Below are 25632 nucleotides of genomic sequence, written 5' to 3' on the forward strand. Positions count from 1 at the left end.
ATCGAGCGCGCCGATTTGACAGCGATTCGGGTAGGTGTATTGCTAATCGTCAAAGCGTTGCCAAGCAGCGCAAAAGAAAAGCAAAGCACCGAGAAAAGGTTGAGGCGATGACGAGGAGTAACGGCAAGGCCGACCCGGCAGTGGTCGCGATCTGTGCGCGTCACCAGGCCAGCGATGGGCCGCTGCTGCCGATTCTGCACGACGTGCAGGCGCAGTATGGATATGTCAGCGACGAGGCGATTGCCCAGATTGCCGATGTGCTGAATCTCTCCCGCGCCGAGGTGTTCGGCGTGGTCACCTTCTATCACGATTTTCATCGCGAGCCGCAGCGTCGCCATACCCTGAAAGTCTGTCGGGCCGAGGCCTGTCAGTCGGTAGGCGGACGCGATGTATGGGCCGCCGCCAGCGCGGCTGCCGAAACCGAGCCCGCGGATGTGCAGCTCGAGGCGGTGTATTGCCTGGGTAACTGTGCCTGTGCGCCGTCGGTGCAGTTCGACGGGCGCACGATCGGGCGTATGAACGCAGAGCGGGTGGGCGCGCTGTTCGCACCGGCCGACGTGCAGGTGTCGTCATGAAGCTCTTTATTCCGGCCGATAGCGCGGCGGTTTCCATCGGCGCCAACGAAACCGCGGCAGCATTCGAACACGCGCTGGCCGATGCCCAGATCATTCGCACTGGTTCACGTGGGCTGTACTGGCTGGAACCGTTGGTCGAGATCGAGCAGGCCGGCCGGCGGATCGGGTTCGGGCCCATCGAGGCGAGCGACGTGCCCGTGCTCGCCGAACAGCTGGCCCGCGGCGATTACGAATCGCATCCGGCCTATGTCGGTGATATCGACCATCTGCTGCATGAACAGGGCCAGCGGCGTTTCACCTTTGCGCGTTGCGGGGTGATCGAGCCGACCGACTGGCCGGCGTTCGTGGTCCACGGCGGCAGTGCGGGTCTGCGCGCGGCACTGGATAACAGCGGCCAGGCGATCGTCGATGCGGTCAAGCAATCCGGCCTGCGCGGGCGCGGTGGGGCTGGTTTTCCGACCGGTATCAAATGGCAGACCGTGCACGATACGGCGGCCGCGACGAAATATGTGGTCTGCAATGCCGATGAAGGCGACTCCGGTACCTATGCCGATCGCATGCTCATGGAAGGCGACCCGTTCACGCTGTTCGAAGGCATGGCGATCGCCGGCGTAGCCGTGGGCGCCGAACACGGCCTGATCTATCTGCGCTCCGAATATCCGGACGCGGCGCGCGTGCTTCGACAAGCACTCGAGGTCGCGCGTGCCCAAGGCATGCTCGGCGACGATATGCTGGGCTCGGGCAAGGCGTTCGATATCGACCTGCGGATCGGCGCAGGCGCCTATATCTGCGGCGAGGAAACCTCGCTGCTCGAAAGTCTGGAAGGCAAGCGCGGGCTGGTGCGCTTCAAGCCGCCGCTACCGGCCGTACAGGGCTTCATGGGCAAGCCCACGATCATCAACAACGTGATTACGCTGGCGAGCATACCGGCGATCATGGCCCATGGCGCGGCCAACTACCACGATCTGGGCGTGAACAAATCACGCGGCACCCTCACCATTCAGCTGTGCGGCAATGTCGCCCGTCCCGGGCTCTACGAAATGCCGTTCGGGGTAACGCTCGATCACCTGATCAACGAACTGGGCGGCGGTTCGGCCAGCGGTCGGCCCGTGCGTACGGCCCAGGTGGGTGGCCCGCTCGGCGCCTATGTGCCGGCGGCGCATTTCGCCACGCCGCTGGGCTACGAGGAAATGGCCGAAAAGAAGGCGATGATCGGCCACGGCGGCGTGGTGGTCTTCGACGACAGCGTGGACATGGCCCAGCAGGCCCGTTTCGCGATGGAGTTCTGCGATCTGGAGTCCTGCGGCAAGTGCACGCCGTGTCGCGTGGGGTCGGTGCGTGCGCAGGAGGTTATCGATCGTATTCGCGCCGATGACGAACGCGAAGCCAATATCGCGCTGCTGCGCGAACTCTGCGACACGATGATCAACGGCTCGCTATGCGCCCATGGCGGCATGGCGCCGTTTCCGGTGCTCTCGGCCCTGAATCATTTTTCCGAGGATTTCGGCGTCCGCGAGGCCGCGGCCGTCGCCCGCTAGCGCATCACGCTGGCCAAAAATATAACGAGAGGAGGTTGCCATGGCATCTCTGAACCCCGTCGACTACGGCACGCCCAAGCGCACGTCCGATACCCAGGTTACGCTCGAGATCGACGGCCAGCCGGTGACCGTGCCGCAGGGCACATCCGTGATGCGTGCGGCGATCGAGTCCGGCATCGATGTGCCCAAGCTGTGTGCGTCGGACATGCTCGAACCGTTTGGTTCCTGTCGGCTGTGCCTGGTCGAAATCGAAGGGCGCAAGGGCTATCCGGCCTCGTGTACCACGGAAGTCGCGGAGGGCATGCAGGTCTCCACCCAGACCGACAAGCTCGATCAGATCCGGCGTGGCGTGGTTGAGCTGTATCTATCCGACCACCCCGGCGAGAGCCTGACCCCGGACGGTCACGGCGACGACGAGCTGCTCGAACTCGCCGACCGGCTGGGCGTGACCGAGGTGCGCTATGCCAAGGGGCGTAACCACCAGCTCACGACGGTGGATGAGTCCAACCCCTATTTCGACTTCGATGCCTCACGCTGCATCGTGTGTTCGCGCTGCGTACGGGCCTGCAACGAAGTCCAGGGCACGTTCGCGCTCACCGTGGATGGGCGCGGCTTTGCTTCCATGATCAGCGCGGGTACGGACGACGACAATTTCCTGTCGTCGGAATGCGTGTCCTGCGGGGCCTGTATCCAGGCCTGTCCGACCGAAGCCCTGATCGAACGGGACGTCATCGAAATGGGCATGCCCGAGCGCTCGGTCACCACGACCTGTGCCTATTGCGGCGTGGGTTGTTCGTTCAATGCCGAACTCAAGGGCGATGAGGTCGTACGCATGGTCCCGGCCAAACAGGGCAAGGCCAATCAGGGCCATTCCTGTGTGAAAGGGCGCTTTGCCTGGGGCTATACCAATCACCCCGATCGCATCACCAAGCCCATGGTGCGCGACAAGATCACCGACCCCTGGCGCGAGGTCAGTTGGGACGAGGCCATTGCCTTTTCGGTGGACCGGATCAACGCCATCCGCAACGAATACGGCAGCGGCGCACTGGGCGCGATCACCTCGTCGCGCTGTACCAACGAGGAAACCTTTCTCGTGCAGAAGCTCGCACGGGCGGTGTTCAACACCAATAACGTCGATACCTGTGCGCGGGTATGCCACTCGCCGACCGGCTACGGTCTGAACTCCACCTTCGGTACATCGGCCGGCACCCAGGACTTCGTTTCCATCGAGCAATGCGATGTAATTCTGGTGATCGGCGCCAACCCCACCGATGCCCATCCGGTGTTCGGCTCGCAGATGAAGCGGCGCCTGCGCCAGGGCGCGCGCCTGATCGTATGCGATCCACGGGCGATCGATCTGGTGCGCTCGCCGCATGTACAGGCGGACTATCACCTGCAGCTCAAACCCGGCACCAACGTCGCGCTGGTCAATGCGATGGCGCATACGATCTTGAGCGAGGGGCTGGAAAACCGCGTGTTCGTCGAGCAGCGCTGCGACATGGACGAATACGACGGTTGGCGTGAATTCATCCTGCGCGCGGAAAACAGCCCGGAAAACACCGAGCAGTACACGGGCGTGCCGGCAGCGATGGTGCGCGAGGCGGCACGGCTCTATGCCACCGGCGGCAACGGCGCGATCTATTACGGGCTCGGGGTGACCGAGCACAGCCAGGGCTCGACCATGGTCATGGGCATGGCCAATCTCGCCATGGCCACCGGCAATATCGGCCGGCCGGGCATGGGCGTGAACCCGCTACGCGGCCAGAACAATGTCCAGGGCTCCTGCGATATGGGCTCGTTCCCGCACGAGTTGCCGGGCTATCGGCATGTATCCGACGCCAACGTGCGCGCGATCTTCGAACAGGAATGGGGCGTCACCCTGGGCGCGGAGCCGGGCCTGCGTATCCCCAACATGATCGACGCGGCGACAGCCGGCACCTTCAAGGGGCTGTATATCCAGGGCGAGGATATTCTCCAGTCCGACCCCAACATCAAGCACATCGCCGCCGGTCTGGCGGCCATGGAATGCGTGATCATTCAGGACATCTTCCTGAACGAAACCGCCAGCTATGCGCATGTGTTTCTGCCCGGTTCGACCTTTCTGGAGAAGGACGGCACCTTCACCAACGCCGAGCGGCGCATCAACCGCGTACGCAAGATCCAGACCGCGCCGGCCGGCTATGCCGACTGGGAAATCACCCAGATGCTGGCGCAGGCGCTGGGCTACCCGATGCATTACCGCCATCCGTCCGAGATCATGGACGAGATCGCGCGTACCACGCCCACCTTCAAGGGGGTGAGCTTCGACAAGATCGACGCGCTGGGCAGCGTGCAGTGGCCCTGCAACGACGAAAAGCCGGAAGGCACGCCGGTCATGCATGTCGACAACTTCGTGCGTGGCAAGGGCAAGTTCATGCTCACGCCCTTCGTGCCCACCGAGGAACGCGCGAACCGCCGGTTCCCGCTGCTGCTCACGACCGGCCGTATTCTGTCGCAGTACAACGTGGGCGCGCAGACGCGGCGCACCGCCAATCGACTATGGCATGCCGAGGACTGGCTGGAAGTCCATCCCTCGGATGCCGAGCTGCGCGGTATCGAGGACGGCACGCTCGTGGCCGTGGCCTCGCGCATGGGCGAAACCACCCTGCGTGCCAAGGTCAGCGAGCGCATGACCCCCGGCGTGGTCTATACCACCTTCCACTTTCCGGAAACGGCGGCGAACGTGGTGACCACCGAGTTCTCCGACTGGGCCACCGAATGCCCCGAGTACAAGGTCACGGCGGTGGAAGTGCGGCCCTGTAACACCCTGTCCGAATGGCAGCGCCGCTATATCGATATGCGCGAGCGACAGCAGCAGATCGACGGTGAGCAACCGGTACGTCATCCCGACTCCGTGGCAGCCGGCTTTGATGCGGGCGATACGGAATGGGAGCCGGCCGAGTAGCCGGCGGCACGCACAACGAGGAGACTTGCGATGAACAACGACAAGATGGTGCGCCAGGCCAATCAGATCGCCCAGTATTTCAGCGCGTATCCCCAGGCGCGGGCCGAGGAGGGCGTGCTCGGCCATATTCGCAAGTTCTGGGAGCCGCGGCTGCGCCGCCAGCTGGTCGCCTATGTCGCCGACGGCGGCAACGGCCTGCATGCGCTCGTGCACAGCGCGGTGAACGCACTGCGCGACGAAACCGTGAGCACGGCGGCCGCCGGCGAGCCGGCCGCGAGCCAGGAGATCGGGCGTCGCGCGACCTGAACACGGGGTGCCTGATGGGAGCAAGGCTCAGAAATCGTGTACGAAGCGCTGGCGTTCGTGCTTCGAACGATCTGCCTGTTCGCCTTGTTTGCGTGTCTTCGTGTTCATTCGCGCACGATAGGGCGGATTGAACGCAAGCAGGCGCTGCCGGTGTGATCAAGCCGTTGTCAGTCGCGACTGTCGGCCAGCGGAAACAACGCGCCTTCGCGGCAGGTTTCGAACAGGGCCGCCACCATCGGTGAGAGCGGGTCGCGTTCCAGCGTCACCAGTCCCACCCGGTGGGTACTGTCGATATCATCGAGCGCGATCGAGCGGATCGACGTATCCGGGGCAAGCAGCTCGCTGAAATATTCCGGCAGAATTCCGCTCAGGCCCGCGAATTTGATATGCGCCCAGACATTGACGATCGAATCGGTTTCGACCGGCGCGACCGGCGTCTTGTGCGTGCGCGCAAAGATCTCATCGATGATGCGCCGGTTCTGCATATTCGGCGTGAGCAGACACAGCGGCTCCTCTGCGGCTTCGCGCCAGGTCACGCTGCGCCGGTTCGTCCATGGATGGTCATGGGCCACGAACAACCGGTAGCGTTCGGCATAGAGGTCGAGCGTGGTCATATGCTCGACGGGTTCGTTGTCGAGATAGGTAATCCCGGCATCGAGGCGAAAGTCCTGGATATCGCGTAGCAGCTCGTCGGAGGTGCGCGAATAGATCGCGAATGCCACTTTCGGGTAGCGGCGGCGCATGGACTGCGTGAGTGCCACCACCATCGGCAACGCCGAAGGCACCACGCCCAGCGACAGCCGGCCCGCCAGGCCGCCCTTGAGTACGGTCAGCTCTTCATTCATGGCCGCACAGTCGCGCAGGATTGCCTGCGCCCACTGCAAAACGCGCCGGCCTTCCGGTGTCAGGTCGTGATAGCGCTGGCCGCGTTCGACAATCGGCACGCCCAGTTCCTGTTCGAGTTGCCGGATGCGCCCGGACAGGGTCGGCTGGGTGACATGACAGCGTTCCGCGGCGCGCGTGAAGTGGCGTTCCTCGGCCAGCGCGACCAGATATTGCAGCTGTTTTATATCCATACGCCCGCTCTCGTCGCCTGTTGTGACTGCCGACTCGCGTATGATGATCATCATACGTGCTGGAATGCGGCAAACGATTGCTTTTTTGCGGTTGACAATCAGGTTTCGATTGCGAACAATGCGCGGCTCGTTTGTGGAGGGATACCCAAGCGGTCAAAGGGAACAGACTGTAAATCTGTCGGCTCAGCCTTCGGAGGTTCGAATCCTCCTCCCTCCACCACTTGAACAATAGAGGTAAGTAGCAATAACTGGTGGTTGCGGCGAACACAAAGCCGGACCGAGGAAGGGTTCGAACCGTTAGAGGTTCGACGAGGGCGCGAAGCGACCGAGAACGGTCGCGGCACGCGACCGGCCCGTAGGGTGAGCGCCGCAGGCGCGACTAATCCTCCTCCCTCCACCATAAAATCTGAAGCTCGCAAGATTCGGTCGGCTTGATAGGCGGTTAGGAATAGGTAAGGGTCGTAGGCGGTTTTCGGGCCGATAGCGGTTCGACGAGTGGCGGCGCCGCCGAGAGCGGTCGCATAGCGCTGAATAGCCTGCCTCCTTGAAGCGTTCTCATGATCGACTATGGTTGTCCGGTTTTTGCGGGTACGTCGGCACCCCAGGCAGCGCCCTTGCAGGAAGCGCCGGGATTGGCGACAGTCGGGTGGTTGGCAGCGCGGGCGTAGTTCAATGGTAGAACCTCAGCCTTCCAAGCTGATGATGCCGGTTCGATCCCGGTCGCCCGCTCCAGTTTGAGATTCGCTTGGCGAATCGACAATTTGTGGCCCATGTAGCTCAGCGGTAGAGCACTTCCTTGGTAAGGAAGAGGTCACCGGTTCAAGTCCGGTCATGGGCTCCAGTATTGCCGGCGATGCAATGGCGTGGTCGGCGCGCGATGCGTTTTGGCGTCGCGGCTACGGCGAGTTGAACTCACGGCAACAACGACGAAAGGCGAGTAATGTCCAAATCAAAATTCGAGCGTAACAAGCCGCACGTAAACGTCGGCACGATTGGTCACGTGGACCATGGCAAGACCACGTTGACGGCGGCGCTGACGGTGGTATCGAACCGTTTGTTCGGATCGCAGCTGTCGGCGTTTGACATGATCGACAAGGCGCCGGAAGAGAAGGCGCGTGGTATCACGATCTCGACCTCGCACGTTGAATACGAAAGCGAAGCGCGTCACTACGCGCACGTGGACTGCCCGGGTCACGCCGACTACGTCAAGAACATGATCACCGGTGCCGCCCAGATGGACGGCGCGATTCTGGTGGTATCCGCTGCGGACGGCCCGATGCCGCAGACGCGTGAGCACATTCTGCTGTCGCGCCAGGTTGGCGTGCCGCACATCGTCGTGTTCCTGAACAAGGCCGACATGGTCGACGACGAAGAGCTGCTTGAGCTCGTCGAAATGGAAGTGCGCGAACTGCTCGACGCCTACGACTTCCCGGGCGACGACACCCCGGTGATCGTCGGCTCCGCGCTGAAGGCGCTGGAAGGCGACGAAGGCGAATTCGGCATCGAAGCCATCGCCAAGCTGGTTCGTGCCATGGACGACTTCATCCCCGAGCCGGAACGTGCCGTGGACGGCGCCTTCCTGATGCCGGTTGAAGACGTCTTCTCGATCTCCGGTCGCGGCACCGTCGCCACCGGTCGTGTCGAGCGCGGCATCGTCAACGTCGGCGACGATATCGAAATCGTCGGCATCAACCCCACGACCAAGACCACGGTCACGGGTGTTGAAATGTTCCGTCGTCTGCTCGACCAGGGTCAGGCTGGCGACAACATTGGCGTGCTGCTGCGTGGCACCAAGCGTGAAGACATCGAGCGCGGCCAGGTGCTGGCCAAGCCCGGTTCGATCACGCCGCACACCAAGTTCGAATGCGAAGTGTACGTGCTGAAGAAAGAAGAAGGCGGTCGTCACACGCCGTTCTTCAAGGGCTACCGCCCGCAGTTCTACTTCCGCACGACCGACGTGACGGGCGCGTGTGAACTGCCGGCCGACACCGAGATGGTGATGCCGGGCGACAACGTCACGATGAACGTCGAACTGATCCACCCGATCGCGATGGAAGAAGGCCTGCGCTTCGCCATTCGTGAAGGCGGCCGCACCGTGGGTGCCGGCGTCGTGACCAAGATTACGGAATAGTGGAATAACGCGATTGCGGCGTGCGCACGGTCGGTCTGAAACCGAATCGCGCGTAACGCCGCTTTCGTGTTTGTAGTCGCGAAAACGGCGGGGCAGTTGCCAAAGCTGGAAACTGTGCTAACATCCGCCGTCTTTTTCGCGGGCAATGAGTTTACGCGCATAGGCCAGTAGCTCAATTGGCAGAGCAGCGGTCTCCAAAACCGCAGGTTGGGGGTTCGAGTCCCTCCTGGCCTGCCACGTAGGCAGGCATTTCCACTTTTTGGTCGAGTCGTCGATGGCAACCCAAGAAAAACGTACGAGCTCCCTGCTCGACACAGCGCTGCTATGGCTAGCCATTGGCGTGCTGCTGGCGAGCATGGTCGGCTACTACTATTTCACGGCGCATACCGACCTCGTGCGCGTGCTTGGCCTGTTGGGCGGCACCGCGGTTGCAATCGCCATAGCGCTGCAGACCGCGATCGGCAAAACCGCCTGGGCTTATATCCAGGGGTCGCGCACCGAGTTGCGGCGCATGGTGTGGCCGACGCGCCGTGAAACGGTCCAGACCACGCTGATGGTTGTGGTTGTCGTTCTTATTCTGGCCGTGTTCATCTGGGCGCTGGATATCGTGCTCGCTTGGGCTGTTCAACTTCTGACCGGCCGTTAGGCGCAAGGCGAATTCTTATGGCCAAGCATTGGTACGTGGTTCATGCCTTCTCGCAGTACGAGAAGAAAGTGCGCGACTCTCTCAAGGAGTACGCGGCACGCCACGGCATGGAAGATTACTTCGGCGACATTCTTGTGCCGACCGAAGAGGTGGTCGAGATCAAGGATGGCCAGCGCCGTACGACCGAGCGCAAGTTCTTTCCGGGTTATGTGCTCGTTCATATGGAAATGAACGACGACACATGGCACTTGGTCAAGAGTGTGCCGCGGGTGCTCGGCTTTATTGGCGGAACGGCCGATCGGCCGGCGCCGATCACCGACGCGGAGGCGGATCAGATTCTTAATCGCGTCGAAGAGTCGGTTGAGAAGCCGCGTCCGAAGACGGTTTTCGAGCCGGGTCAGGAGGTTCGTGTGATCGACGGGCCGTTCGCTGATTTCAATGGCGTGGTCGAGGAAGTCAATTACGAAAAGAACCGCCTGCGTGTGGCGGTGACGATCTTCGGGCGTTCAACGCCGGTCGATCTGGAATTCGATCAGGTCGAAAAGAGCTGATCCATCATCGCGACGCACGGTGCGTCGCATTCTTTGTCACAGGGAGTCCGGGTCAGGCCCGTGACGCATGCACCTGAAGGAGTAGTTCAATGGCCAAGAAGATTAGCGGCTATATCAAGCTGCAGATCCCGGCCGGCAAGGCCAATCCGAGTCCCCCGGTGGGTCCGGCTCTGGGTCAGCACGGCGTGAACATCATGGAGTTCTGCAAAGCGTTCAACGCTGAAACGCAGGATATCGAGCCGGGTCTGCCGATTCCGGTCGTGATTACGGTGTTCTCGGATCGCAGTTTCTCATTCGTCAAGAAGACGCCGCCGGCGGCAATTCTGTTGAAGAAGGCTGCCAAGATCACCAGTGGTGCGGCCGATCCGCTGCGCAACAAGGTCGGTACGGTTACTCGTGCGCAGGTCGAAGAGATTGCGCAAACCAAATGGGCAGACCTCAACGCTGCCGATATGGATGCTGCGGTTCGCATCATTTCAGGTAGTGCCCGTTCGATGGGCATCAAGGTGGAGGGCTAAGCCATGGCTAAGATTTCCAAGCGCAAGGCCGTCATCCGCGATCAGGTCGATCCGGTCAAGGTCTATCCGGTAGACGAAGCCCTCGATCTGCTCAAGAAGCTGTCCAGTGCCAGGTTCACCGAGTCGGTTGAAGTGGCCGTGAATCTCGGCGTGAATGCGCGCAAGTCGGATCAGAACGTGCGTGGCTCTACTGTCATGCCGAACGGCACCGGCAAGAGCGTTCGCGTGGCTGTGTTCACCCAGGGTGAGAACGCCGAAAAAGCCAAGGCTGCCGGCGCCGACATCGTGGGGTTCAATGATTTGGCCGAGCAGGTTCAGGCAGGCGAAATCAATTTCGACATGGTCGTCGCGACGCCGGATGCGATGCCGGTCGTGGGTCGTCTGGGTCAGATTCTGGGCCCGAAAGGTCTGATGCCGAACCCGAAGACCGGCACGGTGACCACCGACGTCGAAACCGCGGTCAAGAACGCCAAGGCCGGTCAGGTGCAATATCGTACTGACAAGGCGGGCATTATTCACTGCGCGATTGGCAAGGTGGATTTTGAAAACACCGCGCTGAAGGAAAATCTGGCCGCGCTGATCGCAGATCTTCGCAAAGCCAAGCCGGCGAACGCGAAAGGCGTGTATTTCAAGAAAGTGTCGCTGTCGACGACGATGGGTCCCGGCCTTGCCGTGGATGCAGCGAGTTCGAGCGCGGCATAGGTAGATGTTCGGCGGCGTGGCCTTGGTGGTCGTGTCGTCGGTGAAGAAGTTCTTTGTAGCGCAGCCCGCTCTTTGGATGGCTGCGTCGTCAAAGACCGTTAGGCGAGCCGAAGGTCTCGGTTCTTAAAGGCGACGACGCCAGCCTACGCAGATGACGTGTGTCGTGTGGTGTTAGTTCGCCGGCGGCAGTCGTCGACGGTTATATCTTCGGGTATAGCCGGTCAATCATCCGGCGGCATGTGTCGTCGGTTTGCTCAAGGAGTGATGACTATGGCCATGAGTTTTGAAGCCAAGCAGGCCATGGTGGCAGAAGTCAGCGACGTGGCGAATCGCGCGCATTCCGCAGTGCTTGCGGAATACCGCGGTCTCACGGCTGGCCAGATGGACGCGCTTCGCGTGAACGCCCGAGAGGGTGGTGCGTATTTGAAAGTCGTCAAGAACAATCTGGCCAAGCTGGCCCTGAAGGGTACCGAGTACGAATGCATGAGCGATGCGTTCGTCGGTCCGGTCATTCTGGGGTTCTCCCTGGAAGATCCGGGTTCGGCGGCACGCGTCGTCAGTGATTTTCGTAAGGATCACGACGCCCTGAAGGTAACGGCGATTTCGTTCAACGGGCAGTTGCTGCCTGGCGAACAGCTCGATCGTCTGGCCAAGCTGCCGACCCGTGACGAGGCCCTGTCCCAGCTGATGCGTGTCATGACGGCACCTGTCGAGAAGCTGGCCCGGGTTACGCGCGAGCCGGTTGCTCAGCTGTCCCGCACCGTGGCTGCAGTCCGCGATCAGAAGCAGGCTGCTTGAATCAATTGAAACGGGCCGTTCGGCCCCAAACGTATTAGGAGCGAATAATGGCTGCTACGAAGGAAGAAGTACTCGAAGCGATCTCCGAAATGTCCGTCATGGACGTTGTCGAGCTCGTCGAGATGATGGAAGAGAAATTCGGCGTCTCTGCAGCTGCCCCGGTGGCAATGGCTGCAGCCGGCGGCGGCGGCGGCGAAGCCGCAGCGGCCGAAGAGCAGACCGAGTTCGATGTGGTCTTGGCCAGCTTCGGCGACAACAAGGTTGGCGCTATTAAGGCTGTCCGTGCCATCACCGGCCTGGGTCTGAAAGAAGCCAAGGAAATGGTTGAATCCGCGCCCGCCACCCTGAAGGAAGGCGTTGCGAAGGAAGAAGCCGAGGAAATGAAGACCAAGCTTGAAGAAGCCGGCGCCAAGGTCGAGCTTAAGTAAGGCAGGACGCGTCAAAGGCATTGTTCGAAACGATAATTTGACGCAGTTCCGGAACTGGCTGGTAGCGGAAACGCTGCCGGCCTTTTCCCGTTGCCCCCGACCGAACGCGCGCGAAACCAGCTGCGAAATTCTCACGCTTTTGCAGCAAGTCCAACCAGAGGGTTGAGTGACATGGCCTACTCGTTTACCGAGAAAAAACGTATTCGCAAAGACTTTGCGAAACAGCCTTCAGTGCTGGAGATGCCGTTCCTGCTGGCGACCCAGCTGGATTCGTATCGACAGTTCCTGCAGAAGGATCTCGATCCCGAAAAGCGCGCTGGTATGGGTTTGCATGCCGCGTTCTCGTCGGTGTTTCCGATGTCCAGTCATTCGGGCAGTGCCGCGCTCGAATATGTCAGCTATCGGCTCGGTCAGCCCGTGTTCGACGAGAAAGAGTGTCGCGTACGCGGCATGATCTACTCGGCGCCGCTGCGCGTGACCGTGCGTCTGATCATTTACGATAAAGACAGCAAGGCGAACCCGAAGCCGGTCAAGGACATCAAGGAGCAGGAAGTCTACATGGGCGAGTTGCCGCTCATGACCGACACCGGCACCTTCATCATCAACGGCACCGAGCGGGTTATCGTCAACCAGCTCCACCGTAGTCCCGGTGTGTTCTTCGACCACGATCGTGGCAAGACGCATTCCTCGGGCAAATATCTGTATTCCGCGCGCGTGATTCCGTACCGCGGTTCGTGGCTCGATTTCGAGTTCGATCCGAAGGACAACGTCTACGTGCGTATCGATCGTCGCCGCAAGCTGCCGGCGACGGTGCTCCTGCGCGCGCTCGGCTACGACACCGAGCAGATGCTGGAGATCTTCCACGAGACCAACATGTTCCACCTGTCCGACAAGGGCGTGGAAATGGAGCTCGTGCCCGAACGTCTGCGCGGCGAAACCGCGACGTTCGATATCAAGGCCGGTTCCGACGTCATCGTCGAGGAAGGCCGTCGTATTACCGTGCGCCATATCCGCAAGCTCGAAGAAGCGGGTGTGGATCGCCTCGAAGTGCCGGAAAGCTATCTCGTGGGCAAGGTGCTCGCGCGCGGCATCATCGATACCGATACCGGTGAAGAGCTGGCGCCGGCCAACACCGAGCTCACTGAAGAGCTGGTCGAGGCCCTGCGTATGGCCGGCATTCAGGACGTGCCCACGCTGTACGTGAACGACCTGGATCATGGCCCGTACATGTCCAACACGCTGATGGTCGATCCGAGCACCACGCAGCTGGAAGCGCTGGTCGAGATTTACCGCATGATGCGTCCCGGCGAGCCGCCGACCAAGGACGCGGCCGAAAACCTGTTCGGCAACCTGTTCTTCAACGAAGACCGTTACGACCTGTCGGCCGTCGGCCGCATGAAGTTCAACCGTCGCCTGGGCCGCGAAGACGCGACCGGCGAATCGGTGCTGTCCAATGACGACATCATCGATGTATTGAAGGAGCTGGTGTCGATTCGTAACGGCATCGGCCAGACCGACGATATCGACCATCTCGGCAACCGGCGTGTGCGCTCGGTCGGCGAAATGGCCGAAAACGCCTTCCGTACCGGTTTGGTACGTGTCGAGCGCGCGGTGCGCGAGCGCCTGTCGATCGCCGAATCCGAAGGCCTGATGCCCCAGGATCTGATCAACGCCAAGCCGGTGGCTGCCGCGGTCAAGGAATTCTTCGGCTCCTCGCAGCTGTCGCAGTTCATGGACCAGAACAACCCGCTGTCGGAGGTCACGCATAAGCGTCGTGTATCCGCCCTCGGGCCGGGTGGTCTGACCCGTGAGCGCGCCGGCTTCGAAGTGCGCGACGTGCACCCGACCCATTACGGCCGTATCTGTCCGATCGAAACGCCGGAAGGCCCGAACATCGGTCTGATCAACTCGTTGTCGGTCTACTCGCGTACCAACGACTACGGCTTCCTGGAAACGCCGTATCGCAAGGTCGAGAACGGCCGCGCGACCGAAGAGGTCGAGTATCTGTCGGCGATCGAGGAAGGCCGCTACGTCATCGCACAGGCGAATGCCCGTGTGGACGACAACGGCGATCTGGTCGACGAGCTGGTTTCCTGCCGTCATCAGAACGAGTTCACCATGGCCTCGCCGGATCGCGTCCAGTACATGGACGTGTCGCCGAAGCAAATCATGTCCGTGGCCGCCTCGCTGGTGCCGTTCCTCGAGCATGACGACGCCAACCGCGCGCTCATGGGCTCGAACATGCAGCGTCAGGCCGTGCCCTGTCTGCGTGCCGACAAGCCGCTGGTCGGTACCGGTATCGAACGCAAGGTCGCGATCGACTCCGGCAACGCCGTGACCGCGCGTCGTGGCGGTGTGGTCGACAAGGTCGACGCCTCGCGTGTCGTGGTTCGTGTCTATGACGACGAAACCTCGGCCGACGAAGCGGGCGTGGATATCTACAACATGGTCAAGTACACGCGTTCGAACCAGAACACGTGTCTCAACCAGAAGCCGCTGGTCGCCCCGGGCGATCGTATCGAGCGCGGCGACGTGCTGGCGGACGGCCCGTCCACCGACATGGGCGAGCTGGCGCTGGGTCAGAACCTGCTGGTGGCCTTCATGCCCTGGCATGGTTACAACTTCGAGGACTCGATCCTGATCTCCGAGCGCGTGGTCGAAGAAGACCGCTTCACCTCGGTGCATATCGAAGAACTGACCTGTGTCGCGCGTGAGACCAAGCTCGGGCCGGAGGAAATCACCTCGGATATTCCGAACGTGAATGAATCCGCGCTGCAGAAGCTGGACGAATCCGGTATTGCCTATATCGGCGCCGAAGTGAAGGCCGGCGATATTCTGGTGGGCAAGGTCACGCCCAAGGGCGAAACCCAGCTCACCCCGGAAGAAAAGCTCCTGCGGGCCATCTTTGGCGAGAAGGCATCCGATGTGAAGGATTCTTCGCAGCGGGTGCCGCCGGGCATGGACGGCACCGTGATCGACGTGCGCGTATTCACGCGTGACGGCGTCGAGAAGGACGCCCGTGCGCTGTCGATCGAGGAAGACGAACTGGCCGAGGTGCGCAAGGACCTCAACGACCAGCAGCGTATCTTCGAAGACGATCTGTTCGATCGCCTGCGCAGCATGCTGCTGGGCAAGGTCGCCGATGGCGGGCCGAACAAGCTCAAGGCCGATGCCAAGATCACCGCCGACTATCTCGACGGTCTGGATCGCGGCAAGTGGTTCGATATTCGTCTGCAGGACGAAAGCGCGCAGTCGCAGCTCGAATCCATCGCCCAGCGCCTGAAGGATCAGAAAGCCGACTTCGAGCGCCGTTTTACCTCGAAGAAGGAAAAGATCACCCAGGGCGACGAGCTTGCTCCGGGCGTGCTCAAGATGGTCAAGGTCTATCTGGCCGTTAAGCGTCGTGTGCAGCCGGGCGACAAGATGGCCGGCCGTCACGGTAACAAGGGCGTGATCTCGCAGATCGTGCCGGTCGAGGACATGCCGTATCTGGAAGACGGTACCCCGGCCGATATCGTGCTCAACCCGCTGGGCGTGCCCTCGCGCATGAACATCGGTCAGGTGCTGGAAACGCATCTGGGCTGGGCAGCACGTGGCATTGGTCTGCGCGTGGGCGAAATGCTCGAGCAGCAGCAGGCCGTCGGCGAGATTCGGGAATTCCTGAAGAAGGCCTACTACACCGAAGGCGGTACCCAGGAAGACATCGACAGTCTCACCGACGAAGAGATGATGACGATGGCCGGTAACCTCGTGGGCGGCATGCCCACGGCCACGCCGGTGTTCGACGGTGCCGATGAAGACGAGATTCGTCGTCTGCTCAAGCTCGCCGGGCTGCCGGAATCGGGCCAGGCCACGCTCATCGACGGCCGCACCGGCGAGACCTTCTCGCGCCCGGTGACCGTCGGCTATATGTACATGCTCAAGCTCAACCATCTGGTCGACGACAAGATGCATGCCCGTTCGACTGGCCCGTACTCGCTGGTCACCCAGCAGCCGCTGGGCGGCAAGGCGCAGTTCGGCGGTCAGCGCTTCGGCGAAATGGAAGTCTGGGCGCTGCAGGCCTACGGCGCGGCGTACACGCTGCAGGAAATGCTCACGGTGAAATCCGACGACGTGACGGGTCGTACCCGCATGTACAAGAACATCGTCGACGGCGATCACCAGATGCATGCCGGCATGCCCGAATCGTTCAACGTGTTGACCAAGGAAATCCGTTCGCTGGGTCTCAACATCGAACTCGAGGAAGATGATTAGTGAGGTACGCGGTGGCGGCCGGCAAGCCCGGCCGCCAGCGGCGGATTAACCCACCGCCGCGCGTTGTGTCCACGCCCCTCACGATCTGGAGTACCCCATGAAAGATCTGCTGAATCTGTTCAAGAGCGCCGACGACGTCGAAGAATTCGACGCCATCAAGATCGGCCTCGCGTCGCCGGAAACGATCCGTTCGTGGTCGTTCGGCGAGGTGAAAAAGCCGGAAACCATCAACTACCGTACGTTCAAGCCGGAACGTGACGGGCTGTTCTGTGCGCGTATCTTTGGCCCGGTCAAGGATTACGAATGCCTGTGCGGCAAGTACAAGCGCATGAAGCACCGCGGTGTGATCTGCGAAAAATGCGGCGTCGAGGTCACCCAGACCAAGGTGCGTCGTGAGCGCATGGGTCATATCGACCTGGCCTCGCCGGTCGCCCATATCTGGTTCCTCAAGAGCCTGCCGTCCCGTATCGGCCTGCTGCTCGACATGCCGCTGCGCGCGATCGAGCGCGTGCTGTATTTCGAAGCCTATGTGGTCACCGATCCGGGCATGACCCCGCTCGAGCCGTACTCGCTGCTCACCGAAGAGGAATACCTCGATACGGTCGAACAGTACGGCGACGAATTCGCGGCCAAGATGGGCGCGGAAGCGGTGCTCGATATCCTTCGCAACATGGACATGGGCGCAGAAGCCCAGCGCATGCGCGAAGAACTCAATGCCACCGGTTCGGCCACCAAGATCAAGCGTCTCGGCAAGCGCCTGAAGCTGCTGGAGTACTTCCAGCAGTCGGGCAACAAGGCCGAGTGGATGATTATGCGCGTACTGCCGGTGCTGCCGCCGGATCTGCGTCCGCTGGTGCCGCTGGACGGCGGTCGGTTCGCGACCTCGGATCTCAACGATCTGTATCGTCGCGTGATCAACCGCAACAACCGTCTGCGTCGCCTGCTCGAACTCAACGCCCCGGACATCATCGTGCGCAACGAAAAGCGCATGCTGCAGGAGTCCGTGGACGCGCTGATCGACAACGGCCGTCGCGGTCGCGCGATCACCGGCTCCAACCGTCGCCCGCTCAAGTCGCTGGCCGACATGATCAAGGGCAAGCAGGGCCGTTTCCGTCAGAACCTGCTGGGCAAGCGTGTCGACTACTCGGGCCGTTCGGTCATCGTGGTCGGCCCGACGCTCAAGCTGCACCAGTGCGGTCTGCCCAAGAAGATGGCGCTGGAGCTGTTCAAGCCGTTCATCTATTCGCGCCTGCAGCGTCTGGAGCTGGCCTCCACGATCAAGGCTGCCAAGAAGATGGTCGAGCGCGAAGAGCCGGAAGTCTGGGATATGCTCGAGGAAGTCATCCGCGAGCACCCGGTCATGCTCAACCGTGCGCCGACCCTGCATCGTCTGGGTATCCAGGCGTTCGAGCCGGTGCTCATCGAAGGCAAGGCGATCCAGCTGCATCCGCTGGTCTGCACCGCCTTCAACGCCGACTTTGACGGCGACCAGATGGCCGTCCACGTGCCGCTGTCCATCGAAGCGCAGCTGGAAGCGCGCGTGCTGATGATGGCGTCGAACAACATCCTGTCGCCGGCCTCCGGTGCGCCGATCATCGTACCGACCCAGGACGTCGTGCTCGGCCTGTACTGGATGACGCGTTCGCGCGTGAATCAGCTCGGCGAGGGCATGACCTTCGCGGACGTCTCCGAGGTCTATCGTGCCTATGATGCCCAGCAGGTCGATCTGCAGGCGCATATCAAGGTGCGTATCAACGACGTCGACGTGGACGAGGACAATAACCAGACGCCGGTGACCCGGATCGTGGAAACCACGGTCGGCCGTGCGATGCTGTCCGAAATCCTGCCCAAGGGCCTGCCCTTCAAGCTCATCAACCGTGAGCTGGACAAGAAGGCGGTCGGCGATGTCATCAACTCCAGCTATCGCGATGTCGGTCTCAAGGACACGGTCGTGTTCGCTGACCAGCTGATGTACACGGGTTTTCGCATGTCCACCAAGGCGGGTATTTCCATCGCCGTGGGCGACATGGTGATCCCGGAAGAAAAGACCACCGTGCTGGCGCGTGCCGAGGACGAGGTCAAGGAGATCGAGGAGCAGTACACCTCCGGTCTCGTGACCCAGGGCGAGCGCTACAACAAGGTCATCGATATCTGGTCGCGTGCCAACGAGCAGATCGCGGGCGCGATGATGGACAAACTCGGTCTCGACGAAGTGGTCGACTCCGAAGGCAATGCCATCGACCAGACGTCGTTCAACTCGATCTTCATGATGGCGGATTCCGGCGCGCGTGGTAGTGCGGCCCAGATTCGTCAGCTGGCCGGTATGCGTGGCCTGATGGCCAAGCCGGATGGCTCGATCATCGAGACGCCCATTACCGCGAACTTCCGTGAAGGTCTGAACGTACTCCAGTACTTCATCTCCACACATGGTGCGCGTAAGGGTCTGGCCGATACCGCGCTCAAGACCGCGAACTCGGGTTATCTGACCCGCCGTCTCGTGGACGTGTCCCAGGACGTGGTCATTACCGATCACGACTGCGGGACCGACCAGGGAATCAAGATGTATCCCATCGTCGAAGGCGGCGATGTGGTCGAACCCCTGCGCGAGCGCGTGCTCGGTCGTGTGTTGGCCTCCGACGTTGTCGATCCGGCCACCAACCACACCCTGCTCAACGCCGGTCAGCTGCTCTCCGAAAAGGAAGTGGATCTGCTCGAGGTCAACTCGATCGACGAGGTCCACGTGCGCAGCCCGATCACCTGCGAAGCGCCGTTCGGTGTCTGTGCGCAGTGCTACGGCCGCGATCTGGCCCGGGGCGAGCAGGTATCCATCGGTGAATCGGTGGGCGTGATCGCTGCGCAGTCGATCGGCGAGCCGGGTACCCAGCTGACCATGCGTACCTTCCACGTGGGTGGTGCCGCATCGCGTGCGGTCTCGGCCGACGGGGTCGAGGTCAAGTCCGCCGGTACCGTCAAACTGCACAACATCAAGACGGTCGAACATGCCGAGGGCGGTCACCTGGTGGCCGTGTCGCGTTCCGGCGAAATTGGCGTCATGGACGACAATTATCGCGAGAAGGAACGCTACAAGATCCCCTACGGTGCACGTCTGCATGTGGGCGAGGGCGATGTGGTCGAGGCCGGCGCCCGTCTGGCCGACTGGGACCCGCATACCCACCCGATCATCTCGGAAGTCGCCGGCAAGGTGAAATTCGAGGAGTTCATCGAGGGTGTGACCGTCCAGCGCGAAATCGACGAGATCACCGGTGTATCCACGCTGGTGGTTACCGAGCCGAAATCGCGTGGCCAGGGCAATCGCGACCTGCGTCCGGTGATCAAGCTGCTGGATAACGACGGCAACGAGCTCAACTTCCCGGGCACCGAAATCCCGGCGGCCTACAGTCTGCCGCCCAAGGCCATCGTGGTGGTCGAGGACGGCCAGAGCGTGGTCGTGGGTGACGTCACCGCACGTATTCCGCAGGAATCGTCCAAGACGCGTGATATCACCGGTGGTCTGCCGCGTGTGGCCGATCTGTTCGAGGCGCGCAAGCCCAAGGTTCCGGCGATTCTTGCCGAGGCCGCGGGTACGATTCGCTTCGGCGAGGCGACCAAGGGCAAGCAGCGCCTCAAGATCGTGGACTCGGAAGGCTACGAGAACGAGATCCTCATTCCCAAGTGGCGCCAGATCAACGTGTTCGAAGGCGAGCACGTCGAGAAGGGCGAGATCATCTCGGATGGCGAGCCCATGCCGCACGATATCCTGCGCCTGCAGGGTATTCCCAAGCTGGCGGACTATCTGGTCAAGGAAATCCAGGACGTCTACCGCTTGCAGGGCGTGCGCATCAACGACAAGCACATCGAGGTGATCGTGCGTCAGATGCTGCGCCGGGTGGAAATCGTCGATGCCGGCGATACATCCTTCCTGCAGGGCGAACAGGCGGAATACCAGGCGGTACTCAACGAAAACCGCCGGGTCGAGGCCAAGGGCGAGCAGCCGGCCACATTCGACCGCCTGCTGCTGGGCATCACCAAGGCCAGTCTGTCGACGGAGTCGTTCATCTCGGCGGCATCGTTCCAGGAGACTACGCGCGTGCTCACCGAGGCCGCCGTACGCGGCGCCCGCGACGACCTGCGTGGCCTCAAGGAGAACGTCATCGTCGGTCGTCTGATTCCGGCCGGTACCGGTCTTGCGTACCACGAGCAGCGCCGCCGCGAGCGTCTCGGGCCGCTGGATCTGGAAGGCGCGCTGCCGCGCGACGAACAGATCCCCGGCGCCAGCGACGAGGCCGAAGCCGAGGAATCCACCAACGAAGACTCGGCCTGAGGTGATATGGCGCGCCGTGCTTGACAGCGCGGCGCGCCACTATTAGTATCCGCCGTCCTTTAACGGCAGCACGACGTCGGGTCGCGCTGCCTTAATATTTTTAATCGATCGAGTAGGGTGACGACGTGTCTACGGTCAACCAACTGGTCCGCAAGGGCCGCAAAGACAAGCGCCAGAAGAACGACGTACCCGCGCTGCAGGGCTGTCCGCAGCGCCGTGGTGTGTGCACGCGTGTCTATACCACCACGCCGAAGAAGCCGAACTCCGCGCTGCGTAAGGTTGCACGTGTTCGTCTGACCAACGGTTTCGAAGTCGCCAGCTATATCGGCGGCGAAGGGCATAACCTGCAGGAACACTCGGTCGTGCTCATTCGTGGCGGTCGTGTAAAGGATTTGCCCGGTGTGCGTTATCACACGGTGCGCGGTGCGCTGGACGCCTCGGGCGTCGAGGCACGCCGCCAGGGCCGTTCCAAGTACGGCGCCAAGAAGCCGAAGTCCTAGTCCGAACGCACTAGTTCACCGAATTACCTAAAGGTTCACTATGTCCCGTCGTGCATGCGCGCCGCGTCGCGAAATTCTGCCCGATCCGCGCTATCACAGCGAGCTGCTGGCCAAGTTCATGAACATGATCATGGAAGATGGCAAAAAGTCGAAGGCCGAGGCCATCGTCTATGGCGCGCTGACCCAGATCGGTACCAAGAAAGGCACCGACGAGCCCCTCGAGATTCTCGAGGAAGCGCTGGACAACATCCGTCCGGCGGTCGAGGTCAAGTCCCGCCGTGTCGGTGGTGCGACCTATCAGGTCCCGGTCGAAGTGCGTGCCGTACGCCGTACTACGCTGGCCATGCGCTGGGTGATCGACGCAGCGCGCAAGCGTGGCGAGCATTCCATGGCCCAGCGTCTGGCTGGCGAGTTGCTGGATGCCTCCGAGCATCGTGGCGCCGCGGTTAAAAAGCGCGAAGACACGCACCGGATGGCCGACGCCAACAAGGCGTTCTCGCACTTCCGCTGGTAAGACGCGCGGTTTTCGCGCGCTCCATTTTCGCAAGATTCAAGAGACTTTCATGGCCCGCAAGCATCCTCTCGAGCGCTATCGCAACATCGGCATCATGGCGCATATCGATGCCGGCAAGACCACGACCACCGAGCGTGTGCTCTACTACACCGGCATCTCTCACAAGATGGGCGAAGTGCATGACGGCGCAGCCGTGATGGACTGGATGGCGCAGGAGCAGGAGCGCGGCATCACCATCACCTCGGCTGCGACCACCTGTTTCTGGCAGGGCATGGAGCAGCAGTTCCCCGAGCAGTACCGCATCAACATCATCGACACGCCCGGTCACGTTGACTTCACCATCGAAGTCGAGCGTTCGCTGCGTGTGCTCGACGGCGCGGTATGTGTGCTCGACGCCAACGCCGGTGTCGAGCCGCAGACGGAAACGGTATGGCGCCAGGCCAACAAGTACCACGTGCCGCGGCTGGTGTTCGTCAACAAGATGGACAAGCTGGGTGCGGACTACTATCGCTGCGTGCAGATGATGCGCGATCGTCTGGCCACCCATCCGGTGTCCATCCAGCTGCCGATCGGCGCGGAAGACGATTTCGAAGGCGTGGTCGATCTGCTGCGCATGCAGGCGATCTACTGGAACGAAGAAGACGCAGGTCGTACGTTCGAAGCGCGCGAAATCCCCGATCATCTCAAGGCCGATGCAGAGAAGTATCGCGAAGAGATGGTCGAGGCGGCCGCCGAAGCCAACGAAGCGTTGATGGACAAGTACCTCGAAGACGGTGAGCTGTCCAACGACGACATCAAGGCCGGTCTGCGCACGCGCACCATCAACAACGAAATCTGCCTGTGCCTGTGTGGTACCGCGTTCAAGAACAAGGGCGTGCAGGCGATGCTCGACGCGGTCGTCGACTACCTGCCGGCGCCGACCGAAGTGCCGCCGATCAAGGGCCAGGACGCGAACGATCCCGAAGTCAAGATCGAGCGTCGTGCCAGTGACGAAGAGCCGTTCTCCGCGCTCGTATTCAAGATCGCGACCGACCCGTTCGTCGGTTCGCTGGCCTTTATTCGTGTCTACTCGGGTGTGCTCTCCTCCGGCGACTCGGTCTACAACCCGATCGAGAACAAGAAAGAGCGCGTCGGCCGTATCCTGCAAATGCACTCCAACTCCCGTGAAGAGATCAAGGAAGTGCGTGCGGGTGATATTGCCGCTGTGGTCGGCCTGAAGAATGTCACCACGGGTTATACGCTGTGTGCGCCGGACTCGCAGGTCATTCTCGAGCGCATGGAGTTCCCCGACCCGGTTATCGCGGTGGCCGTCGAGCCGAAATCGCGTGCCGATCAGGAAAAGATGGGCGTGGCCCTGTCGAAGCTGGCCCAGGAGGATCCGTCCTTCCAGGTGCGTACCGACGAGGAAACCGCGCAGACCATCATTTCGGGCATGGGCGAGCTGCACCTGGAAATCATCGTCGATCGCATGAAGCGCGAATTCGGCGTGGAAGCCAACGTCGGCGCACCGCAGGTGGCCTACCGCGAAACGATCCGCAAGGAAGTGGAGCAGGAAGGCAAGTTCGTTCGTCAGTCCGGCGGCCGCGGTCAGTACGGTCACGTCTATCTGCGGCTCGAGCCGCAGGAAGAAGCGGGCATGGGCTACGAGTTCATCAATGCCATTACCGGCGGTGTGGTTCCCAAGGAATACATCAACTCGGTGGACAAGGGTGTGCAGGAGGCCATGACCAACGGTGTGGTCGCCGGCTACCCGATGGTCGATCTCAAGGTCACGCTCTACGACGGCTCCTACCATGACGTTGACTCCAGCGAGGCCGCCTTTAAAATAGCCGGCTCGATGGCGTTCAAGGATGGTGCGCGCAAGGCGTCGCCGGTTCTGCTTGAGCCGATGATGGACGTCGAAGTCGTCACGCCCGAAGAATACATGGGTGATGTGATGGGCGATCTGAATCGCCGTCGCGGCACCGTCAAGGGTATGGAAGACATTCCCACCGGCAAGCAGCTGTCTGCTGAAGTGCCGCTGTCGGAAATGTTTGGTTATTCGACCGATCTGCGCTCCATGAGCCAGGGTCGTGCCACCTATACCATGCAGTTCGAGAAATATTCGGAAGCACCTTCGCATGTAATTGAAGGGCTCACCCGCAACCAGTCGCAAAAGGCATAAGAGGTAGTCGCCGTGTCCAAATCAAAATTCGAGCGTAACAAGCCGCACGTAAACGTCGGCACGATTGGTCACGTGGACCATGGCAACACCACGTTGACGGCGGCGCTGACGGGGGTATCGAACCGTTTGTTCGGATCGCAGCTGTCGGCGTTTGACATGATCGACAAGGCGCCGGAAGAGAAGGCGCGTGGTATCACGATCTCGACCTCGCACGTCGAATACGAAAGTGAAGCGCGTCACTACGCCCACGTCGACTGCCCGGGTCATGCCGACTACGTCAAGAACATGATCACCGGTGCCGCCCAGATGGACGGCGCGATTCTGGTGGTTTCGGCTGCTGACGGCCCCATGCCGCAGACGCGTGAGCACATCCTGCTGTCGCGTCAGGTCGGCGTGCCGCATATCGTCGTGTTCCTCAACAAGGCCGACATGGTCGACGACGAAGAGCTGCTCGAGCTCGTCGAAATGGAAGTGCGCGAACTGCTCGACGCCTACGACTTCCCCGGTGACGACACCCCGGTGATCGTCGGCTCCGCGCTCAAGGCGCTGGAAGGCGACGAAGGCGAATACGGCATCGAAGCCATCGCCAAGCTCGTGCGCGCCATGGACGACTTCATTCCCGAGCCGGAACGTGCCGTGGACGGCGCCTTCCTCATGCCGGTCGAAGACGTCTTCTCGATCTCCGGTCGTGGCACCGTCGCCACCGGTCGTGTCGAGCGTGGCATCGTCAATGTCGGCGACGACATCGAAATCGTGGGCATCAACCCCACCACCAAGACCACCGTCACCGGTGTCGAAATGTTCCGTCGTCTGCTCGACCAGGGCCAGGCCGGCGACAACATCGGCGTACTGCTGCGTGGCACCAAGCGTGAAGACATCGAGCGCGGCCAGGTGCTGGCCAAGCCCGGTTCGATCACGCCGCACACCAAGTTCGAATGCGAAGTGTACGTGCTCAAGAAAGAAGAAGGCGGTCGTCATACCCCGTTCTTCAAGGGCTATCGTCCGCAGTTCTACTTCCGCACGACCGACGTGACGGGTGCGTGTGAACTGCCGGCCGACACCGAGATGGTGATGCCGGGCGACAACGTCACGATGAACGTCGAACTGATCCACCCGATCGCGATGGAAGAAGGCCTGCGCTTCGCCATTCGTGAAGGCGGCCGCACCGTGGGTGCCGGCGTCGTGACCAAGATTACGGAATAAACATGGCCGCAAGTCAGAACATTCGTATTCGCCTCAAGGCTTTCGATCATCGCCTGATCGACAAGTCGGCGCGTGAGATCGTGGAAACCGCCAAGCGCACGGGTGCGCAGGTGCATGGCCCGATCCCGCTGCCGACGCGCAAGGAGCGCTACACGATCCTCATTTCGCCGCATGTGAACAAGGATGCGCGCGATCAGTACGAAATCCGCACGCACAAGCGGATGATGGATATCGTGGAGCCCACGGAGAAGACCGTGGACGCGCTCATGAAGCTGGATCTTGCTGCGGGCGTCGACGTCCAAATTAAATTGCAGTAAGAACGAGACAAAACGGTTGCGGTCTGGTATAGTCCGCGGCCCTGGCGAACGAAGCCCGCTGCACGCGGGCTTCGTTCACTGGATGCAACCAAACTTGAACTGTCGCCCCCTCTAGCGAGTGGCGATAAGCGAGAAGGTACTTAACA

At 61.5% G+C, this 25632-nt stretch carries 19 protein-coding genes, 4 tRNA genes and 1 other RNA gene; 23 read left to right on the forward strand and 1 reads right to left on the reverse strand.

Annotated elements, in window-relative coordinates; translation table 11 throughout:
* The first annotated feature begins 107 nt into the window (after positions 1-107).
* From T5B8_RS15110 to T5B8_RS15125, 4 genes are read left to right on the forward strand one after another with little or no spacing between them, the layout of a single operon-like run.
* Positions 108-575, forward strand: coding sequence for an NAD(P)H-dependent oxidoreductase subunit E (locus T5B8_RS15110; protein WP_353180092.1), 468 nt, complete (start codon positions 108-110; stop codon positions 573-575).
* A complete protein-coding gene (locus T5B8_RS15115) occupies positions 572-2113 on the forward strand; it encodes an NADH-ubiquinone oxidoreductase-F iron-sulfur binding region domain-containing protein (protein WP_353180094.1) in 1542 nt (513 codons plus the stop codon). The genes T5B8_RS15110 and T5B8_RS15115 overlap by 4 nt, the downstream gene beginning before the upstream one ends.
* Before the next feature lie 40 nt (positions 2114-2153).
* Positions 2154-5057, forward strand: coding sequence for a formate dehydrogenase subunit alpha (fdhF, locus tag T5B8_RS15120; RefSeq protein WP_353180096.1), 2904 nt, complete (start codon positions 2154-2156; stop codon positions 5055-5057).
* Positions 5058-5087: 30 nt separating this feature from the next.
* Positions 5088-5363 carry a formate dehydrogenase subunit delta gene (locus T5B8_RS15125; RefSeq protein WP_353180098.1) on the forward strand — a complete coding sequence of 92 codons (276 nt, stop codon included), beginning with the start codon at positions 5088-5090 and terminating at the stop codon, positions 5361-5363.
* Positions 5364-5530: 167 nt separating this feature from the next.
* On the opposite strand, the gene T5B8_RS15130 is transcribed toward T5B8_RS15125, so the two are convergent.
* Positions 5531-6439: a LysR family transcriptional regulator gene (locus tag T5B8_RS15130; protein WP_353180099.1), complete on the reverse strand. Its 909-nt coding sequence runs from the start codon at positions 6437-6439 to the stop codon at positions 5531-5533.
* A 135-nt stretch (positions 6440-6574) separates the two neighbouring features.
* On the opposite strand from T5B8_RS15130, the gene T5B8_RS15135 reads away from it, so the two are divergent.
* The 19 genes from T5B8_RS15135 to rpsJ all read left to right on the forward strand — a co-directional run bounded on the left by T5B8_RS15135 (position 6575) and on the right by rpsJ (position 25486).
* Positions 6575-6659, forward strand: a tRNA-Tyr gene (locus T5B8_RS15135).
* A gap of 45 nt (positions 6660-6704) precedes the next feature.
* Positions 6705-6839, forward strand: a non-coding RNA gene (locus T5B8_RS15140) — RtT sRNA.
* Between the two features lie 258 nt (positions 6840-7097).
* Positions 7098-7171 (forward strand) — tRNA-Gly (locus tag T5B8_RS15145).
* A gap of 34 nt (positions 7172-7205) precedes the next feature.
* Positions 7206-7280 (forward strand) — tRNA-Thr (locus T5B8_RS15150).
* A gap of 99 nt (positions 7281-7379) precedes the next feature.
* Positions 7380-8570, forward strand: coding sequence for an elongation factor Tu (gene tuf, locus T5B8_RS15155; protein WP_006913614.1), 1191 nt, complete (start codon positions 7380-7382; stop codon positions 8568-8570).
* A 161-nt stretch (positions 8571-8731) separates the two neighbouring features.
* Positions 8732-8807, forward strand: a tRNA-Trp gene (locus tag T5B8_RS15160).
* A gap of 37 nt (positions 8808-8844) precedes the next feature.
* The gene (gene secE, locus T5B8_RS15165; RefSeq protein WP_006913615.1) at positions 8845-9216 is read left to right on the forward strand and encodes a preprotein translocase subunit SecE; all 372 of its coding nucleotides are present in this window, start codon (positions 8845-8847) and stop codon (positions 9214-9216) included.
* Between the two features lie 17 nt (positions 9217-9233).
* The gene (nusG, locus tag T5B8_RS15170) at positions 9234-9767 is read left to right on the forward strand and encodes a transcription termination/antitermination protein NusG (protein WP_006913616.1); all 534 of its coding nucleotides are present in this window, start codon (positions 9234-9236) and stop codon (positions 9765-9767) included.
* 89 nt (positions 9768-9856) lie between these two features.
* The gene (gene rplK / locus T5B8_RS15175; RefSeq protein ID WP_353180100.1) at positions 9857-10285 is read left to right on the forward strand and encodes a 50S ribosomal protein L11; all 429 of its coding nucleotides are present in this window, start codon (positions 9857-9859) and stop codon (positions 10283-10285) included.
* 3 nt (positions 10286-10288) lie between these two features.
* Positions 10289-10987, forward strand: coding sequence for a 50S ribosomal protein L1 (gene rplA, locus T5B8_RS15180; RefSeq protein ID WP_353180102.1), 699 nt, complete (start codon positions 10289-10291; stop codon positions 10985-10987).
* 276 nt (positions 10988-11263) lie between these two features.
* Entirely contained in the window at positions 11264-11785 is a 522-nt protein-coding gene (gene rplJ / locus T5B8_RS15185; protein ID WP_353180197.1) for a 50S ribosomal protein L10, read from the forward strand.
* Between the two features lie 47 nt (positions 11786-11832).
* Complete coding sequence (rplL, locus tag T5B8_RS15190) at positions 11833-12213, forward strand: 50S ribosomal protein L7/L12 (protein WP_353180103.1); 381 nt, start codon at positions 11833-11835, stop codon at positions 12211-12213.
* Positions 12214-12384: 171 nt separating this feature from the next.
* A complete protein-coding gene (gene rpoB / locus T5B8_RS15195; protein WP_353180104.1) occupies positions 12385-16467 on the forward strand; it encodes a DNA-directed RNA polymerase subunit beta in 4083 nt (1360 codons plus the stop codon).
* 97 nt (positions 16468-16564) lie between these two features.
* Positions 16565-20788 (forward strand): DNA-directed RNA polymerase subunit beta', encoded by a 4224-nt coding sequence (rpoC, locus tag T5B8_RS15200; protein ID WP_006913623.1) that lies wholly within the window; start codon positions 16565-16567, stop codon positions 20786-20788.
* Between the two features lie 125 nt (positions 20789-20913).
* Positions 20914-21288: a 30S ribosomal protein S12 gene (gene rpsL / locus T5B8_RS15205; protein ID WP_006913624.1), complete on the forward strand. Its 375-nt coding sequence runs from the start codon at positions 20914-20916 to the stop codon at positions 21286-21288.
* A 40-nt stretch (positions 21289-21328) separates the two neighbouring features.
* The gene (rpsG, locus tag T5B8_RS15210; protein WP_353180106.1) at positions 21329-21802 is read left to right on the forward strand and encodes a 30S ribosomal protein S7; all 474 of its coding nucleotides are present in this window, start codon (positions 21329-21331) and stop codon (positions 21800-21802) included.
* A 49-nt stretch (positions 21803-21851) separates the two neighbouring features.
* Entirely contained in the window at positions 21852-23966 is a 2115-nt protein-coding gene (gene fusA / locus T5B8_RS15215) for an elongation factor G (protein ID WP_353180108.1), read from the forward strand.
* Between the two features lie 12 nt (positions 23967-23978).
* The gene (gene tuf / locus T5B8_RS15220) at positions 23979-25169 is read left to right on the forward strand and encodes an elongation factor Tu (RefSeq protein WP_353180110.1); all 1191 of its coding nucleotides are present in this window, start codon (positions 23979-23981) and stop codon (positions 25167-25169) included.
* A gap of 2 nt (positions 25170-25171) precedes the next feature.
* Positions 25172-25486: a 30S ribosomal protein S10 gene (gene rpsJ / locus T5B8_RS15225; protein WP_006913628.1), complete on the forward strand. Its 315-nt coding sequence runs from the start codon at positions 25172-25174 to the stop codon at positions 25484-25486.
* Positions 25487-25632 lie beyond the last annotated feature (146 nt).

It is taken from the genome of Salinisphaera sp. T5B8, assembly GCF_040361255.1.
Classification (GTDB): domain Bacteria; phylum Pseudomonadota; class Gammaproteobacteria; order Nevskiales; family Salinisphaeraceae; genus Salinisphaera.

Excerpts from the sequence above, each read along its gene's own strand:
- rplA (WP_353180102.1), top strand. The coding sequence starts at position 10,289 with ATGGCTAAGATTTCCAAGCGCAAGGCCGTCATCCGCGATCAGGTCGAT.
- rplJ (WP_353180197.1), top strand. The coding sequence starts at position 11,264 with ATGAGTTTTGAAGCCAAGCAGGCCATGGTGGCAGAAGTCAGCGACGTG.
- rplL (WP_353180103.1), top strand. The coding sequence starts at position 11,833 with ATGGCTGCTACGAAGGAAGAAGTACTCGAAGCGATCTCCGAAATGTCC.
- fusA (WP_353180108.1), top strand. The coding sequence starts at position 21,852 with ATGGCCCGCAAGCATCCTCTCGAGCGCTATCGCAACATCGGCATCATG.
- rpoC (WP_006913623.1), top strand. The coding sequence starts at position 16,565 with ATGAAAGATCTGCTGAATCTGTTCAAGAGCGCCGACGACGTCGAAGAA.
- rplK (WP_353180100.1), top strand. The coding sequence starts at position 9,857 with ATGGCCAAGAAGATTAGCGGCTATATCAAGCTGCAGATCCCGGCCGGC.
- nusG (WP_006913616.1), top strand. The coding sequence starts at position 9,234 with ATGGCCAAGCATTGGTACGTGGTTCATGCCTTCTCGCAGTACGAGAAG.
- T5B8_RS15115 (WP_353180094.1), top strand. The coding sequence starts at position 572 with ATGAAGCTCTTTATTCCGGCCGATAGCGCGGCGGTTTCCATCGGCGCC.
- T5B8_RS15130 (WP_353180099.1), bottom strand. The coding sequence starts at position 6,439 with ATGGATATAAAACAGCTGCAATATCTGGTCGCGCTGGCCGAGGAACGC.
- tuf (WP_006913614.1), top strand. The coding sequence starts at position 7,380 with ATGTCCAAATCAAAATTCGAGCGTAACAAGCCGCACGTAAACGTCGGC.
- rpsG (WP_353180106.1), top strand. The coding sequence starts at position 21,329 with ATGTCCCGTCGTGCATGCGCGCCGCGTCGCGAAATTCTGCCCGATCCG.
- T5B8_RS15110 (WP_353180092.1), top strand. The coding sequence starts at position 108 with ATGACGAGGAGTAACGGCAAGGCCGACCCGGCAGTGGTCGCGATCTGT.
- rpoB (WP_353180104.1), top strand. The coding sequence starts at position 12,385 with ATGGCCTACTCGTTTACCGAGAAAAAACGTATTCGCAAAGACTTTGCG.
- rpsJ (WP_006913628.1), top strand. The coding sequence starts at position 25,172 with ATGGCCGCAAGTCAGAACATTCGTATTCGCCTCAAGGCTTTCGATCAT.
- secE (WP_006913615.1), top strand. The coding sequence starts at position 8,845 with ATGGCAACCCAAGAAAAACGTACGAGCTCCCTGCTCGACACAGCGCTG.
- fdhF (WP_353180096.1), top strand. The coding sequence starts at position 2,154 with ATGGCATCTCTGAACCCCGTCGACTACGGCACGCCCAAGCGCACGTCC.
- T5B8_RS15125 (WP_353180098.1), top strand. The coding sequence starts at position 5,088 with ATGAACAACGACAAGATGGTGCGCCAGGCCAATCAGATCGCCCAGTAT.